Source organism: Sphingopyxis indica (assembly GCF_900188185.1).
Lineage (GTDB): Bacteria > Pseudomonadota > Alphaproteobacteria > Sphingomonadales > Sphingomonadaceae > Sphingopyxis > Sphingopyxis indica.
In genome coordinates, this window is sequence record NZ_FZPA01000005.1 from 91,741 (window position 1) to 107,025 (window position 15,285).

14 protein-coding genes are annotated in these 15,285 nt (G+C 62.8%); 5 read left to right on the forward strand and 9 right to left on the reverse strand.

Annotated elements, in window-relative coordinates; all coding sequences use genetic code 11:
• Positions 1–79 precede the first annotated feature (79 nt).
• Positions 80–982 (reverse strand): LysR family transcriptional regulator, encoded by a 903-nt coding sequence (locus tag CHB69_RS08670; protein ID WP_089215614.1) that lies wholly within the window; start codon positions 980–982, stop codon positions 80–82.
• An 86-nt stretch (positions 983–1,068) separates the two neighbouring features.
• Here CHB69_RS08670 and CHB69_RS08675 point away from each other — a divergent pair, with 86 nt between their 5' ends.
• A complete protein-coding gene (locus CHB69_RS08675; RefSeq protein WP_245836649.1) occupies positions 1,069–2,070 on the forward strand; it encodes a zinc-dependent alcohol dehydrogenase family protein in 1,002 nt (333 codons plus the stop codon).
• Between the two features lie 33 nt (positions 2,071–2,103).
• Here CHB69_RS08675 and CHB69_RS08680 read toward each other — a convergent pair whose 3' ends face one another.
• Positions 2,104–2,376 (reverse strand): DoxX family protein, encoded by a 273-nt coding sequence (locus CHB69_RS08680; RefSeq protein ID WP_141133948.1) that lies wholly within the window; start codon positions 2,374–2,376, stop codon positions 2,104–2,106.
• A 58-nt stretch (positions 2,377–2,434) separates the two neighbouring features.
• Between CHB69_RS08680 and CHB69_RS08685 the strand changes: the two genes are divergently transcribed.
• On the forward strand, positions 2,435–3,190 hold the full coding sequence (locus CHB69_RS08685; RefSeq protein WP_170935490.1) for a MarR family winged helix-turn-helix transcriptional regulator: 756 nt from the start codon (positions 2,435–2,437) through the stop codon (positions 3,188–3,190).
• 44 nt (positions 3,191–3,234) lie between these two features.
• On the opposite strand, the gene CHB69_RS08690 is transcribed toward CHB69_RS08685, so the two are convergent.
• On the reverse strand, positions 3,235–4,020 hold the full coding sequence (locus CHB69_RS08690; RefSeq protein ID WP_245836651.1) for an isocitrate lyase/PEP mutase family protein: 786 nt from the start codon (positions 4,018–4,020) through the stop codon (positions 3,235–3,237).
• A 40-nt stretch (positions 4,021–4,060) separates the two neighbouring features.
• Positions 4,061–5,101 (reverse strand): saccharopine dehydrogenase family protein, encoded by a 1,041-nt coding sequence (locus CHB69_RS08695; protein ID WP_089215618.1) that lies wholly within the window; start codon positions 5,099–5,101, stop codon positions 4,061–4,063.
• Between the two features lie 122 nt (positions 5,102–5,223).
• Here CHB69_RS08695 and CHB69_RS08700 point away from each other — a divergent pair, with 122 nt between their 5' ends.
• Positions 5,224–5,805 carry a TetR/AcrR family transcriptional regulator gene (locus tag CHB69_RS08700; protein ID WP_089215619.1) on the forward strand — a complete coding sequence of 194 codons (582 nt, stop codon included), beginning with the start codon at positions 5,224–5,226 and terminating at the stop codon, positions 5,803–5,805.
• Between the two features lie 45 nt (positions 5,806–5,850).
• Here CHB69_RS08700 and CHB69_RS08705 read toward each other — a convergent pair whose 3' ends face one another.
• Positions 5,851–7,410 (reverse strand): fatty acid--CoA ligase, encoded by a 1,560-nt coding sequence (locus CHB69_RS08705; protein ID WP_089215620.1) that lies wholly within the window; start codon positions 7,408–7,410, stop codon positions 5,851–5,853.
• A gap of 110 nt (positions 7,411–7,520) precedes the next feature.
• A complete protein-coding gene (locus CHB69_RS08710) occupies positions 7,521–8,867 on the reverse strand; it encodes an oxygenase MpaB family protein (RefSeq protein WP_089215621.1) in 1,347 nt (448 codons plus the stop codon).
• A gap of 361 nt (positions 8,868–9,228) precedes the next feature.
• Here CHB69_RS08710 and CHB69_RS08715 point away from each other — a divergent pair, with 361 nt between their 5' ends.
• Positions 9,229–10,587, forward strand: a complete 1,359-nt coding sequence (locus CHB69_RS08715) for a spinster family MFS transporter (RefSeq protein WP_089215622.1) — start codon at positions 9,229–9,231, stop codon at positions 10,585–10,587.
• Between the two features lie 257 nt (positions 10,588–10,844).
• Here CHB69_RS08715 and CHB69_RS08720 read toward each other — a convergent pair whose 3' ends face one another.
• Complete coding sequence (locus CHB69_RS08720; RefSeq protein ID WP_170935491.1) at positions 10,845–13,244, reverse strand: TonB-dependent receptor; 2,400 nt, start codon at positions 13,242–13,244, stop codon at positions 10,845–10,847.
• Positions 13,245–13,272: 28 nt separating this feature from the next.
• On the opposite strand from CHB69_RS08720, the gene CHB69_RS19690 reads away from it, so the two are divergent.
• Positions 13,273–13,515 (forward strand): hypothetical protein, encoded by a 243-nt coding sequence (locus tag CHB69_RS19690; RefSeq protein ID WP_212541907.1) that lies wholly within the window; start codon positions 13,273–13,275, stop codon positions 13,513–13,515.
• A 91-nt stretch (positions 13,516–13,606) separates the two neighbouring features.
• Here CHB69_RS19690 and CHB69_RS08725 read toward each other — a convergent pair whose 3' ends face one another.
• Together CHB69_RS08725 and CHB69_RS08730 are read right to left on the reverse strand one after the other, a co-directional pair.
• The gene (locus tag CHB69_RS08725) at positions 13,607–14,491 is read right to left on the reverse strand and encodes an SDR family NAD(P)-dependent oxidoreductase (protein WP_089215624.1); all 885 of its coding nucleotides are present in this window, start codon (positions 14,489–14,491) and stop codon (positions 13,607–13,609) included.
• A gap of 1 nt (position 14,492) precedes the next feature.
• Complete coding sequence (locus CHB69_RS08730; RefSeq protein ID WP_089215625.1) at positions 14,493–15,263, reverse strand: crotonase/enoyl-CoA hydratase family protein; 771 nt, start codon at positions 15,261–15,263, stop codon at positions 14,493–14,495.
• Positions 15,264–15,285 lie beyond the last annotated feature (22 nt).

Below are 15,285 nucleotides of genomic sequence, written 5' to 3' on the forward strand. Positions count from 1 at the left end.
TACCGGTTACAGACTCAGACGTCTGCGCTGTCTTGGCTCAAACCGACCGCCGATGCGCTGCCAACTACAAATTTTGATCCTAATTGCACATTAGTCCCGGCAATTCGCGCGCCAGGACATCGGTCGCGACGCGCACCTTGGGCAGAATGGCGTGCGTAGATGGCCACAGAGCGTAGACGTCGTATGGAAGCCCCGACTGCCCCGCCAAGAGTTCGACAAGCTGCCCTGCTTCGAGCCGATCGCGAATGAGCCACGAAGGAAGCCATGCGAGGCCGGCCCCCTCCGTCGCCGCATCCGCGATGGCTGCCAAATCGTCCATGCTGATGCGAAACGCGGGCACGACCTCGACGGGCGCACCGTCGGCCCCGTGAAACCGCCACGGAGGAATCAGGCCGGAGCGACGGTAGACAATGCCGATGTGACGCTCCAAATCCCCGATACGTTCGGGGCGCCCATTTCTTTCGATATAGGTCGGTGCCCCGCACACAAGCATCCGTTGGCTGGCAACCCGGCGCCCCGCTACTCCGCCCAGATTTCCCAATATCCCTGTTCGCACGGCCAGGTCATACCCATCCTCATTCAGGTCGGCGAGGCGATCACTGAACGAAAGATCCAGTTCCAGGTCGGGAAACCTGGCCGCGAGCTCCATCATGGCCGGCAGCACGCAGCGACGCCCGAAATGGACCGGGGCGGTAACGCGAAGCTTGCCGCGTGGCTCGGCCAGCCGCGACGCCGCCAGCGCATCGGCCGCCGCCGTTTCGGCAAGGATCATTCGGCACCGCTCATAATATTCGCCGCCGAACTCGGTCAGGCTTTGCCGCCGCGTCGTTCGATTGATCAGCCGCACGCCAAGGCGATCCTCCAGAAAGCGGACATGCTTGCCGACCATCGGTCCGGACAGGCCAAGCGCGTCGGCGGCCGCGGCGAAGGAACCCAGATCCGCCGCTTTGACGAAGACGGCCATGCTCGTGAGGCGATCCATATTAGAAACCTTTGGTTACTTATTCCGTATCGAACGACGGATATATCGCCGAGGCCTGTCATGATACCACAAATTAGAAATCAAACATGATGGATAAGGCCATGCTGACAGTTCGTTTTGATCGCCACGGAGGCCCTGAAGTATTGCGCTTTGAGACAGCGGAAATACCTGCTCCTCGCCCCGGAGCGGTGCGGATCAGGGTCAAGGCGCTGGGTCTCAATCGCGCCGAGGCTTTGATGCGATCGGGCGCCTATATCGAGACGCCCTCGCTCCCATCGGGACTCGGGCTGGAAGCAGCCGGTATCGTCGACGCGCTGGGGGATGGCGTCGTGGGCTTCGAGCCCGGCGATGCAGTGAGTGTCATCCCGGCGATCTCGATGGCCGCGTCGCCGACATATGCTGAATATATCAGTGTGCCGGCGAACCGCGTCGTCAAACATCCGGCCGATTTGACCTGGAACCAGGCCGCGGCCGCCTGGATGCAATATCTGACAGCCTTTGGTGCGCTTGTCGAAACCGCGAGACTGCGCCGCGACGATAAGGTGGTCATCACCGCCGCGTCCAGCAGCGTGGGCCTCGCCGCGATCGAGATCGCCAATATCGTCGGGGCAATGCCCATCGCCGTTACGCGCGGCAGCGCCAAGCGGCAGGCCCTGCTCGATGCCGGTGCGGCCCATGTGATCGCCACCGAGACCGAAGATTTGGGGCTGCGACTGCGGCAGATCGCCGGACCGGCCGGGGTGCGGGTCGTGTTCGATCCTATTGGCGGACCGATCTTCGAACCGCTGACCGATGCGATGGCGCGCGGCGGCATGCTCATCGAATATGGCGGGTTGAGCGGGCTGCCGACACCTTTCCCGCTTCCTTCGGTGCTGGGCAAGAGCCTGACGCTGCGCGGCTATCTGGTCCACGAGATCACGGGGGTCCCCGAGCGCCTGGAAACGGCGAAGCAGTTCATCCTCGACGGGCTGGCCAGCGGAAAGCTGCAACCGACCATCTCGAAATGCTTTCCCTTCGACCGGATCGTCGACGCGCATCGCTATCTGGAATCGGGGGCGCAATTCGGGAAGATCGTCGTCACGATGTGAAGCGCGGCGGACAATCCGAACATCCTCTGATTTTCAGAAGATTTTCGACCCGGCATCGCGAATGAACCTGCTTGCGGGCGCATGCACCCAGCGTATCGGCCAATAGGTCCATGCGAGCAGGAAAAGCTGCAATGGACCGCGGATCCACAGATAGGCCGGTCCAGGCAGGCTCGCGAGCGTGCCGATATTATTGATCGCCGCATAGACATTGGCCGGAAAGAAGAGAATCAGAACCGCAGCTGCCGCCATCCCTCCCCATTTGCGCCATTTCGAGGTGAAGAGCGCGGCGGCGATCCCAAGTTCCAACAGTCCTGTCCCATAGATGATGAGAGGGCGATAGGGTACCCAGGGCGGGAGCATGGCGATGAGCTCGTCCGGCACCGCAATGCGTCCGGCCGCAAAGAAGCAGAAAGCGAACCCCAATCCCAAAGCGCCGAAGCGCGCGCGCGAGCGTGCGCTGGATTTGCCCGGCCAGGCCAGGTGGAGCATGAGCGGCACGATGCAGAGCATGACGATTACGACGTCGGTCACCGGCGATTCCCTCGTATCAAACCCGAAAGGCAATGGGCGCACTACACGTCCGGCGATCGCGAATCGGGGACCAGGTAGCGCCGCCGCTTTATTTCCACTATGGAAGCAAATCGGCAAGATATTTCCGGAGTGGAACGAAATGGGCGCTCGTAACGACCAAATCCCCGCCTCGAGCGACTATGACAGGATCATCGATGCGTTCCAGCGCATGATCCCCTCACTCGTCCTGATGAACGACAGGGTGGCCAAGAAATTCGATCTGCTCGCCGTCGATATGCAGGTCCTGCATATCATCGCGCTGAGTTCGTCCCCGGTCACGCCATCCGCCATCGCCGAGACGAGTGACATTCCGCCCAGCTCGATCACCCGTATCCTCGACCGGTTGGAGACCCGCGGTTTCATCCGTCGCGCCGCCGATGGCTTCGACCAGCGGCGGACGAGGATTGAGGCTGTGCGAGAAGCGATTGCGCCGGTGAAAGACGAGTTCGAAACCTTCGCACATGACATGCGCAGCATGACACGCGGATTCGATGACCGATCGCTGGCGGCGATCGCGCGGTTCATGACAGCACTCGCCGCTCTCCTGTGATCGGGGCTCGCCAGCCAGCCCGGCTTGCAACGATCGGTCGACGTCTAGGCCGCCGCCTTAGCCGATGGCGACAGCTCATCCCGAACCGCGGAAGCGAGGCCGGCCATGGTTTCCATGTAGGGGATCGGCCCATAGCTGATCCGCGCGACACCAAGAGCGGCGAGCCGGTCGGCAGGCGACACACCGTCCATGACCATGACATTGATCGGCAGGGTGCTCGCCGCACAAATTTCGGCGATCAGGCCGTCGTCGGACAGCCCCGGCACAAAGAAGCCCGAGGCCCCGGCGGCAGCATAGGCGTCCGCCCGACGCTTCGCCTCGTCCATCAGGGACGCATGGCCGCCGTCGGTGCCGAGGAACAGATCGGTGCGAGCGTTGATGAACAACGGAATGGCGCGAGCGGTCGTCATCGCTCGAATGGCGGCGATACGTGCGGCCTGTCGTTCGACACCATAAAGACCCGTACCAGCGACGATGCGATCCTCGAAGTTGATGCCCACGACGCCCGCATCAAGAAAGCGCGAGATATTTCCCGCGAGCACCGGATCCTCGTCGCTGTATCCGCCTTCGACGTCCACAGTCACCGGCAAATCGGTCGTTGCGGCGATCCGGCCGACAATCATTTGGGCAAGCTCGAGGGGTATTGCCTCGCCATCCTCGTAACCATGCGCAGCGGCGACGGCCCAGCTGCTTGTCGCAATCGCCTTGCCGCCGGCTCCGGCGATCGCCTTCGCACTGCCCGCGTCCCAGGCATTTTGCAGCAAAAGCGGGTTGCCCGCGACATGCAAAGAGGCGAAATATTCGGCTTTCTGAAACTGACTCATGTTCATATGGCGCTCCATTCGTCGGACTGGGGTCAAGTTCGGCACGTCACCGCTGGATGATGCGGAAGTCGGAATCGGCAGATTCCAGCGCGGCGAGAAATTCGATCGGTTCGAACATCGCGCCCGGCGCCATCGCGCCGCCGGTCTCTGCGCGATGGTCCAGAAGTCGCGCCGCCGCTTCGCAGACCAGCGGCGCGGAGAAGGCGTAGATGTCGCGCCCACGAACCGCCACGCGGCGCACGATTCCGCCCTTGCTGGCGACCGCCTCGACGAGAAAGCGTTGCGCAGATCGCCCCGTCTCATCAGTAGGTTTCGGCGCAGGCGTCGCATCGCTGCGCACATCCTCAAGCGCGTTACGGCTGAGATAATTGTGCAGTTCCGCCGCGCGCAGATGACTGGAAATCGTCACGATCTCCGAAAACGGGACTTCGACGACCGGACGGACCAGAACCGGGGCGGGAAATTCCCAGTCCATTTCGCGAGGCGGCAACGTTACCGGGACAAGGCTGCCTTGCGACACCACTTGCCGGCGCGCCTGATTGCGTTCGCCCGTAATGCGCGTCCCCGCCGTCGGGTGCCAGCTGTCGAGCGCGATGCCGATCCGGATTTCGTCGGCCGCGTCCCAATCACCCATTGCCGCAGTGGCAAGCAGATCGCCCAGGCCGCCATAGAATCCCATCGCGGGCATGACGACCAGCCCGGCTTCGCCGGCAATCGCGCCGAAGGTGTCGATCGTCGCGCGCGCGCTCGGTTGTTCCGCCGTTACATCCAGATAATGCGCTCCCACGCGCAACGCCGCGGACGCGACCGGCCCGGCTGTGTCGAGGAAGGGGCCGGCGCAATTGATCACGACCGTCACCCCGTCGAATGCCCGGTCGAGCGAACCGCCATCGTCGACTGTCGCCGCGCGAACCGCGACGCGGTCGGATGATTGCAAAAGCGGATCGAGCTTCGCGGCATCGCGCGCGACCGCCACGACGTCGAGCCCGCGACGCAGCAACTCTGCGACGACAAAGCGCCCGGTATGCCCGCCAGCGCCATAGACAGCGACCCGCTTCGAGCTGCCGTTCGCCTCATTCGATGTCATCTTCGACCTCCCTTCTACGATACAGACCTGTCTGTTTGATTAGTTAAACAAACAGGTCTGTATCGTCAAGCCGATTCCTGCTAGAGCGTTGATCGAGCGACCACCGGATCAAGGGCGATGCGATGAACACAAATGAAAACAACGAGGTACGCGATCGCATCCTCGCAACAGCGTCAGAGCTTTTTTATCGACGGGGCGTTCGCGCGGTCGGCGTCGATCTGATTGTCGCCGATGCGGGTGTCGCCAAGACCAGCCTCTATCGGCATTTTCGCACAAAGGATGACCTGATCGCCGCCTTTCTGGAGCGCGAAGACGAGCTGTTCTGGAAAGAGTGGGACGCCGCCACCCACGCGCACGCGAACGATCCGCACGCCGAGCTCGACGCGCTGCTCGCATGGATCGGGCCGCGCGTCGGTCGTCCCTCCTATCGCGGCTGTCCGCAAAATAATGTCGCGGCCGAGTTTCCCGATGGGGATCACCCGGCCCGCAAGGTCGCGACGGCGCATAAACGGGAAATGCGGCGGCGTCTCACCGCGATCGCGGAAAGGCTGGGCGTCTCGAATCCGACCGAACTCGGCGGTCAGCTTGCCGTGCTCTTCAACGGAGCGTTCATCAGCGCGCCCATGTTCCGCGAAGACGAAGCGACGGACCTGCTGCAACGCGCGAGCCGCGCGCTAGTGGCAGGCAGCACATCGCCGGGCTAGTCTCACCGCGTGCCGAAGGGCGCGTCGGGAGTCGGGCCGAAAGGCTCAATTCACCATCCGCTCATAGCCTTCCCAATAGGGTGCGCGCAGGTCCTTGCGCAGTATCTTGCCCGACGCATTTCGCGGCAGCGCTTCGATCACGTCGACGCTGCGCGGCGCCTTGAAGGCGGCGATGCGCTCGCGCGCCCAGGCGATGATGTCCTCGGCCTCGACCGTCATGCCGGGTTTGGGCACCACGACCGCCTTCACCGTCTCGCCCCATTTGGGGTCGGGGATACCGATCACCGCGACCTCCTGCACCGCGGGGTGGCCATAGATCGCGCTTTCGACCTCGGCCGGATAGACATTCTCGCCGCCCGAGATGATCATGTCCTTCATCCGGTCGTGGATATAGAGATAGCCGTCCTCGTCGAGGTAGCCGGCATCGCCGGTATGGATCCAGCCGTCGTCGGTCATCGTCCGCGCCGTCGCCTCGGGCAGGTTCCAATAGCCCAGCATGTTGTTGGTCGAGCGCACGCTGATTTCGCCGACTTCGCCCGTCGCAAGTTCGTTGCCATCCGGTCCGACAATCCGCAATTCGACGCCCTTGACCGCCAATCCCGCCGATCGCATCCGCGGATTTCCTTCGGGATCGTGATCCTTTGGCGGCAGCATGACGATACCGCCGGTGGTTTCCGTCATTCCATAGGCCTGGATGAATTGGGCCTGGAACACACTGATGCACCGGCGCAGCAGCTCGAGCGGGATCGGCGCCGCGCCATACAGAATATATTTGATGCACGAGAAGTCCGTCGCCGTGCATCGCGGATTTTCCAGTAAAAGCTGCAGCGCCGCGGGAACCAGAAAGAAGCGCGTCACACCGCCTTTCTCGACCCGATCGAGAACCTCGTCCGAATTGAACTCCGCCAGATTGTGGATTGTTGCGCCCGCCGCGAGCGTCCGCACATACAGGCCGCTCCCCCCGATATGCGCGCAGGGCATGCTGCAAAGCATCCCTTCGCCTGTATCCCAGTGCATCCAGGGCGCATCGGGATCGACGCGCGGTATCTGAAGGCCAAACAGGTTACGGTTCGACAGCACGGCCCCCTTCGGCCGGCCCGTCGTGCCGCTCGTGTAGAGTTGCAGCGCGGCATCGTCGGCATCCGCCGGCTCGAAAGCGCCGGGCGACGTCGCCTCGATCCGGGTCCACGCTTCCACCGCCGAGACGATATGATCGAGTCCTTTCGGCGTGGACGCGATCGCCGCGACACGATCCTCGAATCCCGCGCCCACGAACAATATCCGGGCCTGGGCGTCGTTGACGATATAGCTCCATTCTTCGGCGGAAAGCCGCCAGCCCACGGGAGTCATGACCACGCCGAGACGCGCCGCGCCGAACAGAAGGATGACATAGAGATCGGCGTTCTTGCCCAGCCAGGCGATGCGATCACCCTTGCGCAACCCCAGGTTCAGGAGCAGCGATGCCACCCGTGCGGTAAGATCGTCGAGCATCGCATAGTCATATTCGCGTCCCTCATCGGTAAGCGCCGTGACGTGCGGCCTGTGCTGTGCCCAATGTCGCAAGCACTGATCGAAGGTCAGATAGGGCGGCACGTCGGACGGCATTATACTCTCCTCGATATTCGTTGGTCGGATTGTTCGGACAAGACTGCGGCGCAGCGCGGCGGCCCGCTGCAAGGGCGTTCGATCGTCGCGGCGCCGATCGGACGGTTGCGCTATTCCGCCGGGGCGGGCGCGGGCCGGCGACGATAATTGGCTTCGTCGGTGGTGAAATGCGCGTGCCCAAAGCGAGCGAGGCGGCGCTCGATCCGGCGGGTCAATCGTCGATCGGCATAATCCCGCAAGCCCGGAACGCGGCCGGCCAAGGCGTAGAGGGCGACGCGCGCGCCAAGAAACAACTGGCCGACGATCGCGGCGAGTGCGTCGCTGCCGCGCAGCGTCACGCCTATCGCAGCGGCCCGTTTTCTATCGCCGGCCATAAATTGGCGGACGAAGAAGGTCTTGGAGATCCGCCGCTCGAAGAAAGCGTGAATATTCTCGACCAGCCCGCCCCCGGCGCGAATGTCGGCATCCATCGTCGCACGCAAAAGCGCGCCGCACGTCTTGTCGTCAAACTGCTGGCGCAGCGTCGCGTTGCGCGTGGCCATCAGGTCGACGATGCCGCGCGGCGTGTCGGCGAGCAGGTCCTCGGGCAAGCCGAGCAGGAAGCAGCGATAGCGAGCGAGCTCGAGGCGGGCGCGCTCTCGCCGCGTGAACTCCGTCCGCCCAGAAGCAAGCACGCGGGCCGACATCAGCACCATCGGAATGAGCCCCGCCGGCATCTGGTCGACCTGCGGGATCGGGACGCCATAGACGCGAAGGTCCCAGTCGGCCGGGCGGCGAAGGACATTGGCGCGCACCATCGAATGCATCAACCGAACCATGGCAGCCGCCTTGAAACCGGGGCCGAAGCGTTCGAGCGCGCCGGGCAGCACCGAGGTCCAGAAGAAGGTTGCCGTTTCCTTGACGCGGCGCGCCGCCGTGTCGCTGGACAAGGTGTTGGTGATCGCCATCGGCAGCGCCGAATACTTGTTCATGAAGGTCGCGATGAAGGCACCGCGGATGAAGAAGGGGCTAAGGTTTGCCGATATGTTCCGGTCGAACCGCGCCCCTTCCTCAACCAACTCCATGTCGAGCCATTCGGGAGTGCGCTCCATGTCCCTGATGAAGGCGACCAGTTCGGGCGGTGCGTCCGCGACCTGCTCGACCCCCTTGTCACAAGCCTCGCCGATCATCTCGACAAGCCTTCGAAAGCCATATTGCGGCATCAAGGCGGCATAGGCATCGGATACCAGATCGCCCATCATCGAATAGCCACGGATGAGTTCGACCCGGTCGCGATTTGCCAGAATCGCCGGGCGAAGCGCGGCATGGCTCGCCGGCAGCTGGGTTTCGACCGCAATGTCGGTCGTGAATCGCTCGGGCACGATCGAAAAGTCGACTGCCCCGTACATGTCGGGGATGTGGGCCTTCTGGGATTCGACTTTATCCCAAAGCCTGTCCAGTGCTTCCTGCGTGATCATCTCGGCCTCATCGTTTAATTTGCTTGTTATCGAATCAATATATGGATTCGGTCGCGCTGTCGAACCGCAATTTCGCGGGCAGGGTCATGGGCGACTCACGGTGGCGCGGCTCGATTTGCTCCGACGGCCTGTGCATTACGAATTTCCCCGATAGCGCCCCCATCGGACGGCGGAAATGAGCGGGCACCGCCCGTGGGCGGCGGCTCCAAAGCCAGTCTCGCGCACCTTCCCGTCATAACATTTGTTGACGACCAAACTTATTTATGAAAGCAATCGCCAAGGCCGCGAGCGACGGCGTGCACTGCTGAGAGGATGTCTAGGGTTCCCGCGGAGGCACTACTGCTCCGGGCACCAGGAGCAAATGCGGGAACCGGCCTTCGCAGCGCAGCGGCCGGAAGGCGTCGTCTCCACCTCCCCCCAGATCTTGCGCCGCCGTCGCTGCCGCAGACATGAGAGGCAAGGCGAGATGGTTGAAGTGAGAAGGCGTCCCTGGTTCACGGTGATCATGCTGAGCGCCGTTTACGCTTGCAGCCAGCTCGACCGGCAAATCATGGGAATCCTGCTGGAACCCATCAAGCGGGATCTGGGGGCAAGCGATGCGCAAATGGGCTTCCTCGTCGGCCTCGCTTTTGCTGTATTCTATACATTTCTGGCCATCCCCATCGCCATGTTGGCCGACAAGGGACATCGAAAGAATATCATCGCCGCATCGATCATCCTCTGGAGTGCGATGACCGCCGTGTGCGGGATGGCCACCACCTATCTTCATATGGCGCTTGCCCGGATCGGCGTTGCGGTTGGCGAATCCGGTTCGTCGCCGGCCTCGGTGTCGATGATCGCCAACCTGTTCGACGCGGAGACGCGCGCGACGGCAATGAGCGTGTTCGTTTTCGGCGCGAATGTCGGGATGCTGATGGCCTTCCTCGGCGGCGGATGGCTGCTCGATACCGTCGGATGGCGCGAAACGTTCCTGATCATTGGGATTCCGGGCATCATACTCGGACTGATGGTGCTGCTGCTCGTGCCGGAGCCGCCCACGGCGCCGGAAGCCGCGACGGATGCCGAGAAGGCATCGCTCGCGAGCACGATTCGCCACATGGCGGCGAACGCGCCGATGCGACATATACTGATCGGCAAGTCGCTCGGCGGCTTTGTGGGCTATGGCATGGTCCTGTGGATCCCGACCTTTCTTGTCCGCAGCCATGGGCTGAGCGGAACCGAGATCGGGCTGACGCTGGCACTCTTTGTCGGGCTGGCGGGCGGCATCGGCACCCTGATGTCGGGCCGGATCGCCGACTTCCTCGGGAAGCGGGACGGACGCTGGCGGTCCTGGTCGATCGCGATATCGAAGGTCGTCACGATCCCTTTCCTGCTCGGCTTCTTTCTCGTCGAAAGCTACGAGCTCGCCCTCGCGCTCTATGTCATCCCGGCCACCATCGGCGCCTATTATCTTGCCCCGTCATCGGCGCTGATCCAGCAGCTGGTGGACGATCGGATGCGCGCCGTCGCCGCCGCGGTCAGCTTTTTTCTGCTGAACATGGTCGGGATGGGGCTCGGCCCGCAAGGCGTTGGCCTGCTCAGCGACCTGCTGGCCCCCGCTTACGGCAATCAATCCCTGCGCTACGCGCTCGCGGCATTTGTTTTCGTCAACCTGTGGGCCGCATTCCATTTCTGGCGCGCCGGATCGCTCTTGCCGCGCCGCGCGGTGCAACCCGCCTGACCCCGTCCGGCCCCGGCGCCGCGGGGGCGTGGAGAACGGCGCACGGTCGCTTTGGAGCGAAGTCCAGCAAGACGGCACAGGCTCGCGCGGGTGTCGCCTTTCGCGCGAAATGATGGTCGCCGTCCGCCCATCGGTAACCGCACGGCACAAGCGATATTGATGGATGAACAATACCCCCCGGGACTGGTCCCGGGGGGTTAGGGTCGGAATTTCCGGCCAGTCCAGCCGGCCGTATCTGGAGCAGTGAGGCGAGGCCTTCAGAAATCGAAGCGAAGGCTCACGCCATATTCGGCGGGGTTGCCAAGAAACCCATCCTTGCTGCCGCTCTGGGCCACCGAGTTGAAGTTGATCAGGGCATAGCCCTTGTCGGTACAGTTGCGGCAAAAGGCCGATATTTCGAACTTGTCGTCGATTCGGATACCCGCCGACAGGCCAAGCAGCGAGTATCCGGGCAGCATCACAGGCTCGCCGTCGGAGCCGACGCGCGTACCGCCGAAAAACTTGCTCGTGAAGTAGAAGTTGGGCTGAAAGAAGACATCGACGTTGCTCGAAACCGGGCGATCGATGCTTGCCGTCAGCGCGCCGCTCCAGCGCGAAGCACCGCCCAGCGGCTGTCCCGCCAACGGAGGTTCCCCGGACAGGACCGAAGGCACGTCCTTGCCATAGTCCGAATCGAGGAAATTCAGATTCCCGCCGACACGGATGCCGTCCGCGACCCGCAGCCCCGCTTCCAGCTCGACGCCGCGTGTTCGCGCCGATCCCGCGTTGGAAAGGAAGAAGCCGGTTCCGGTGAAGGTGTTGAGCTGCAGGTCGGTATAACGCGCCTGGAAAAGCGTAAGGTTCAGCGTCAACCGGCGATCGAACCATTGCGACCGCACGCCCAGTTCATAGGAGTTCACCGTTTCCGGCTTGAATCGCGGATCTTTGACATCGCATCGATAGATCGTGCCAAGGCCGGGGACGACCATCGCGACCTGTCCCGAGGCCGAGCAATCCGGGTTGCGCGAATAGACCGGGCCGGCCGCATCGCGTCCGAGAGCGAAGCCGCCGGCCTTGTACCCGCGCGAATAGCTGACATAGGTCATGACGTCGGGCGTCCAGCGATAATCGAGGACGGCGGTGCCGGAGAAGGCATCTTCGGACAGAGTCAGGTCATAGGGGTTGGACGGCGCGCCCACAGGGACGAAACCGGCATAGGGCAGGTTCGCTGTCGGGCCGTTGAAATAGGGATTTGCGACCGCGGCTTTGTCTTCCTTGGTCCAGCGAAGCCCGGCGGTGAAGTGCAGGCCGTCGGCGATTTCGAAGATATTGTGCGTGAAGAGCGCATAGCTTTTGGCATCTTGCTGAGCGCGGGTGCCATTGCTGTCCTGTAGCGCCGGATAGAGCCCGCGAAGCGCCGGATTCAAGAAGCCGAAATAGGGGTTGGCATCGACGCCCGTGTCGATGCTTTCGCCATAATCGATCTTCTCGGACGAGAAATAACCGCCGAACAGCCAGTCGAGCCTGTCGCCGAACGCACTCCCCTGAAGGCGCAGCTCCTGTGAAAAGACACGCAGCTTGAAGTCGATTTTCTGATTGAAAATTTCCGCGCCCGAGAAGTCGACGTCATTGTCGGTGAAATCGGTGAACTTGCGATAGGAGGAGATCGAGGTCAGCGTCGCGCCGCCAAGCCCCGCATTGAGCTGCAAATAGATGCCGCGGTCCTTGTTCGTGTTGACCACCGGCCCATTGACCGACGTCTCGTAGGAAAAGGGATCGGGCACCACCGGGTAGCTATTGCCGTGCATCGCTGCGAGGTCGGCCAGGAACGCGACGTAGGGCGCATTGGCGCCATTGACCTGGGCATTGGTCAACCGCACCGACTGGCAACAGCGTTCGTCGGATTCCGAATAGTCGAGACCGACCAGGGCCTCCACATCCTCGCCCAACTGAAAGAGCAGTTTGCCCGCGATGGTGAAACGGTCGCGATTGTTATAGGTCGTATCGGCCAGCGGGTCTTTGATAAAGCCGTCGCGCTTGTGATAGCCGAAGCTCAGGCGCATCCCGACTTTCTCGGGCGCGAGCGGCAAATTCACGGCGCCGCGGAAGCGCACGAGATTGCGATTGCCGACGGTCCCTTCGGCATAGCCCTCGATATCGGTGAGATCGGGTTTGCGCGTCGTCACTTCGATAACGCCGGCCGTGGTGTTCTTTCCGTAGAGCGTCCCTTGCGGTCCGCGCAACACCTCGACGCTTTCGACATCCACGAAGTCGCCAAGCCCGGCACCGGACCGGGAACGGTAGATGCCGTCGACCGAGAAGCCGACCGCCGCTTCGAGGCCCGCGTCATTGCCCGAAGTGCCGACTCCGCGCAGCTGGATCGACGTCGACGTCGCCGGACGGTTCGCGGTCTGCGTCCGCAAACCGGGTGTCGCGGTCTGAAGGTCGGTGACGCTGGTAATGCGGGCCTCTTCGAGCGATTCACCGCTGACCGCCGTCACCGCGAGCGGGACGTTCTGCAGCGATTGCGCGCGCCGCTGCGCCGTCACGATAATTTCCGAGTCACCATGGGTGCTGGCGGTGGATTCATCCGCATGTTCGGCGTCTTCCGCCGCCATCGCTACCATCGGAATCGCCAGAGCGGCCATCGCCGCAGACGTGAGAACAAGCCTCTTCATGTGATTTCCCCTTCGACATCCTCTCGGGGTGGCTCGCTCGCTCGGCATGGCCATCTCCCATGCGCAGAAGCAGCATATATTTGCCGATCAATCAAGATATATTTGTCGACTGATCAACATATTTGTTGTCAGCCAATTCCTCGAAAACACCCAAGAAAACCTCAGTATTGCGTTTCCTTTTGCAACCCCTTCGCCGACGTTTCCGCATCGCTTTCCGCACGCGATGACGCGGCGAATAAATATTTGTTTTATAATCAGTCAATTTATCTGACAAAAGAGCGGCCCCGCCAGAGAGGATGGCGGGGCCGCATTGGAGGAGCCAAAGGCTCCGCCCCCGGAGGCCAAAGAGGATTGCGATGTCGTCAGGACATCCCGCCCGACGCCCCTCCGCTCGCCGAAACAACCTGTCCGGTGACATAGTCGGAAAGCGGCGAGCACAGGAAATAGACGGCGCCGGCCGCTTCCGTGATGTGGCCTGCACGTCCGAGCGGAATTTGCTTGAACGGGCGAGGCTTATAGATCTCGTCGCGCGAATATTCGCGGCCAGGATCGACCGTCACGCCCCGCTTCGCGAGCGTCTTGTGCGGCACGCCCATCTGCACCTCTCGGCCGCCGACGGTAATGCGGTTCTGCTCGCCCTGAGGGAGTCCGAACCGGGTCTGGATGATCCCGAATGCGGCGGCGTTGACGTTGATCTTGTGCGGACCCCATTCCTTGGCGAGCGCCTTGGTCAGCCCGATTACGCCAGCCTTGGCGGCCGAATAGTTGGCGGCCCCGATATTGCCGAAGGATGCCGCCAGCGACGACACGTTGACGACCTTGCGCATCACTTCGACGCCGGCGGCGGCGTCGGCCGCGGCGGCGGCGAACAGGTGCGGCGCGGCGGCGCGCAGGATCCGGAACGGCACGGTGACGTGGATATCGAGCATGGCCTGCCACTGTTCGTCGGTCATCTTGTGCAACATCGAATCCCAGTGAAAACCGGCATTGTTCACGATGATGTCAAGTCCCCCGAACCCCTCCACCGCAGCGTCGACGGCGGCACCCGGGACCGCAGGGTCGAGGAGGTCGCCGGTAAAGGTGGTAACCGCATCGCCCAGCTCGCTCTTGACCGCCGCCGCGGCTGCCTCATCGAGATCAACGACCAATATTCTGGCGCCTTCGCTGGCCAGTTTCTGGACGACGGCATAGCCGATACCCTGCGCGCCGCCTGTAACCAGCGCCACCTTGTTGTCGAGCGTTCCCATATTATTTCCCCTGCCAAACCGGATCGCGCTTTTCCGCGAAGGCGCGCAATCCTTCCTGCATGTCTTCAGACCTTCGAAGCGGCGCCACGATTTCGGCTTGCTTCTCCCAAGCCTCGGCGTCGGTCCATTGTTCCGCGGCACTGCGCGCCGCGATGGTCTTCGATGCCTGAACGGCCAGCGGCGCGTTGCGAACGATCAGCGCCGCATATTCCAGAGCGGCCTCGAGCGCCTGTCCTGGCTCGACCAGGTGGTTCACATAGCCGAGCCGCGCCATATCCTCGGCGGGCCGGGGCTCGGCGGTGACGATCATCTCCATCGCGACCTGGTGGGGAATGCGCCGCGGCAGCCGGAAGCAGCCGCCGCCGACGGCGACTAGTCCGCGCTTGGCTTCGGAAAGCCCGAAAACGGCGGCGCGGGACGCAACGATGATGTCGCAACAGAGCGTGAGCTCCATTCCGCCTGCGAGCGCCTGCCCTTCGACCGCGGCGATAAGTGGCTTCAACGGCGGTTGGCCCATGATACCAAAGCCGCCACGCTTGCGCGTCACCGCCCGCTCCCCCTTTGCCGCGGCAATCAGGTCCTGCCCGGCCGAAAAGGTCGGCCCTTCGGCGACGATGATCGCAGCGCGCAAAGCGGGATTGGCGTCATAATCGTCGATGATCGATTCCATCTTCTCCGCCATCCCCTTGTTGAAGGCGTTGCGCGCTTCGGGGCGGTTGAGGCGGATGATGAGAATGTGCCCGCGCACCTCGGTCTGAATATATTCGGTCATATCGCCTTTCCTCTCTCGATCG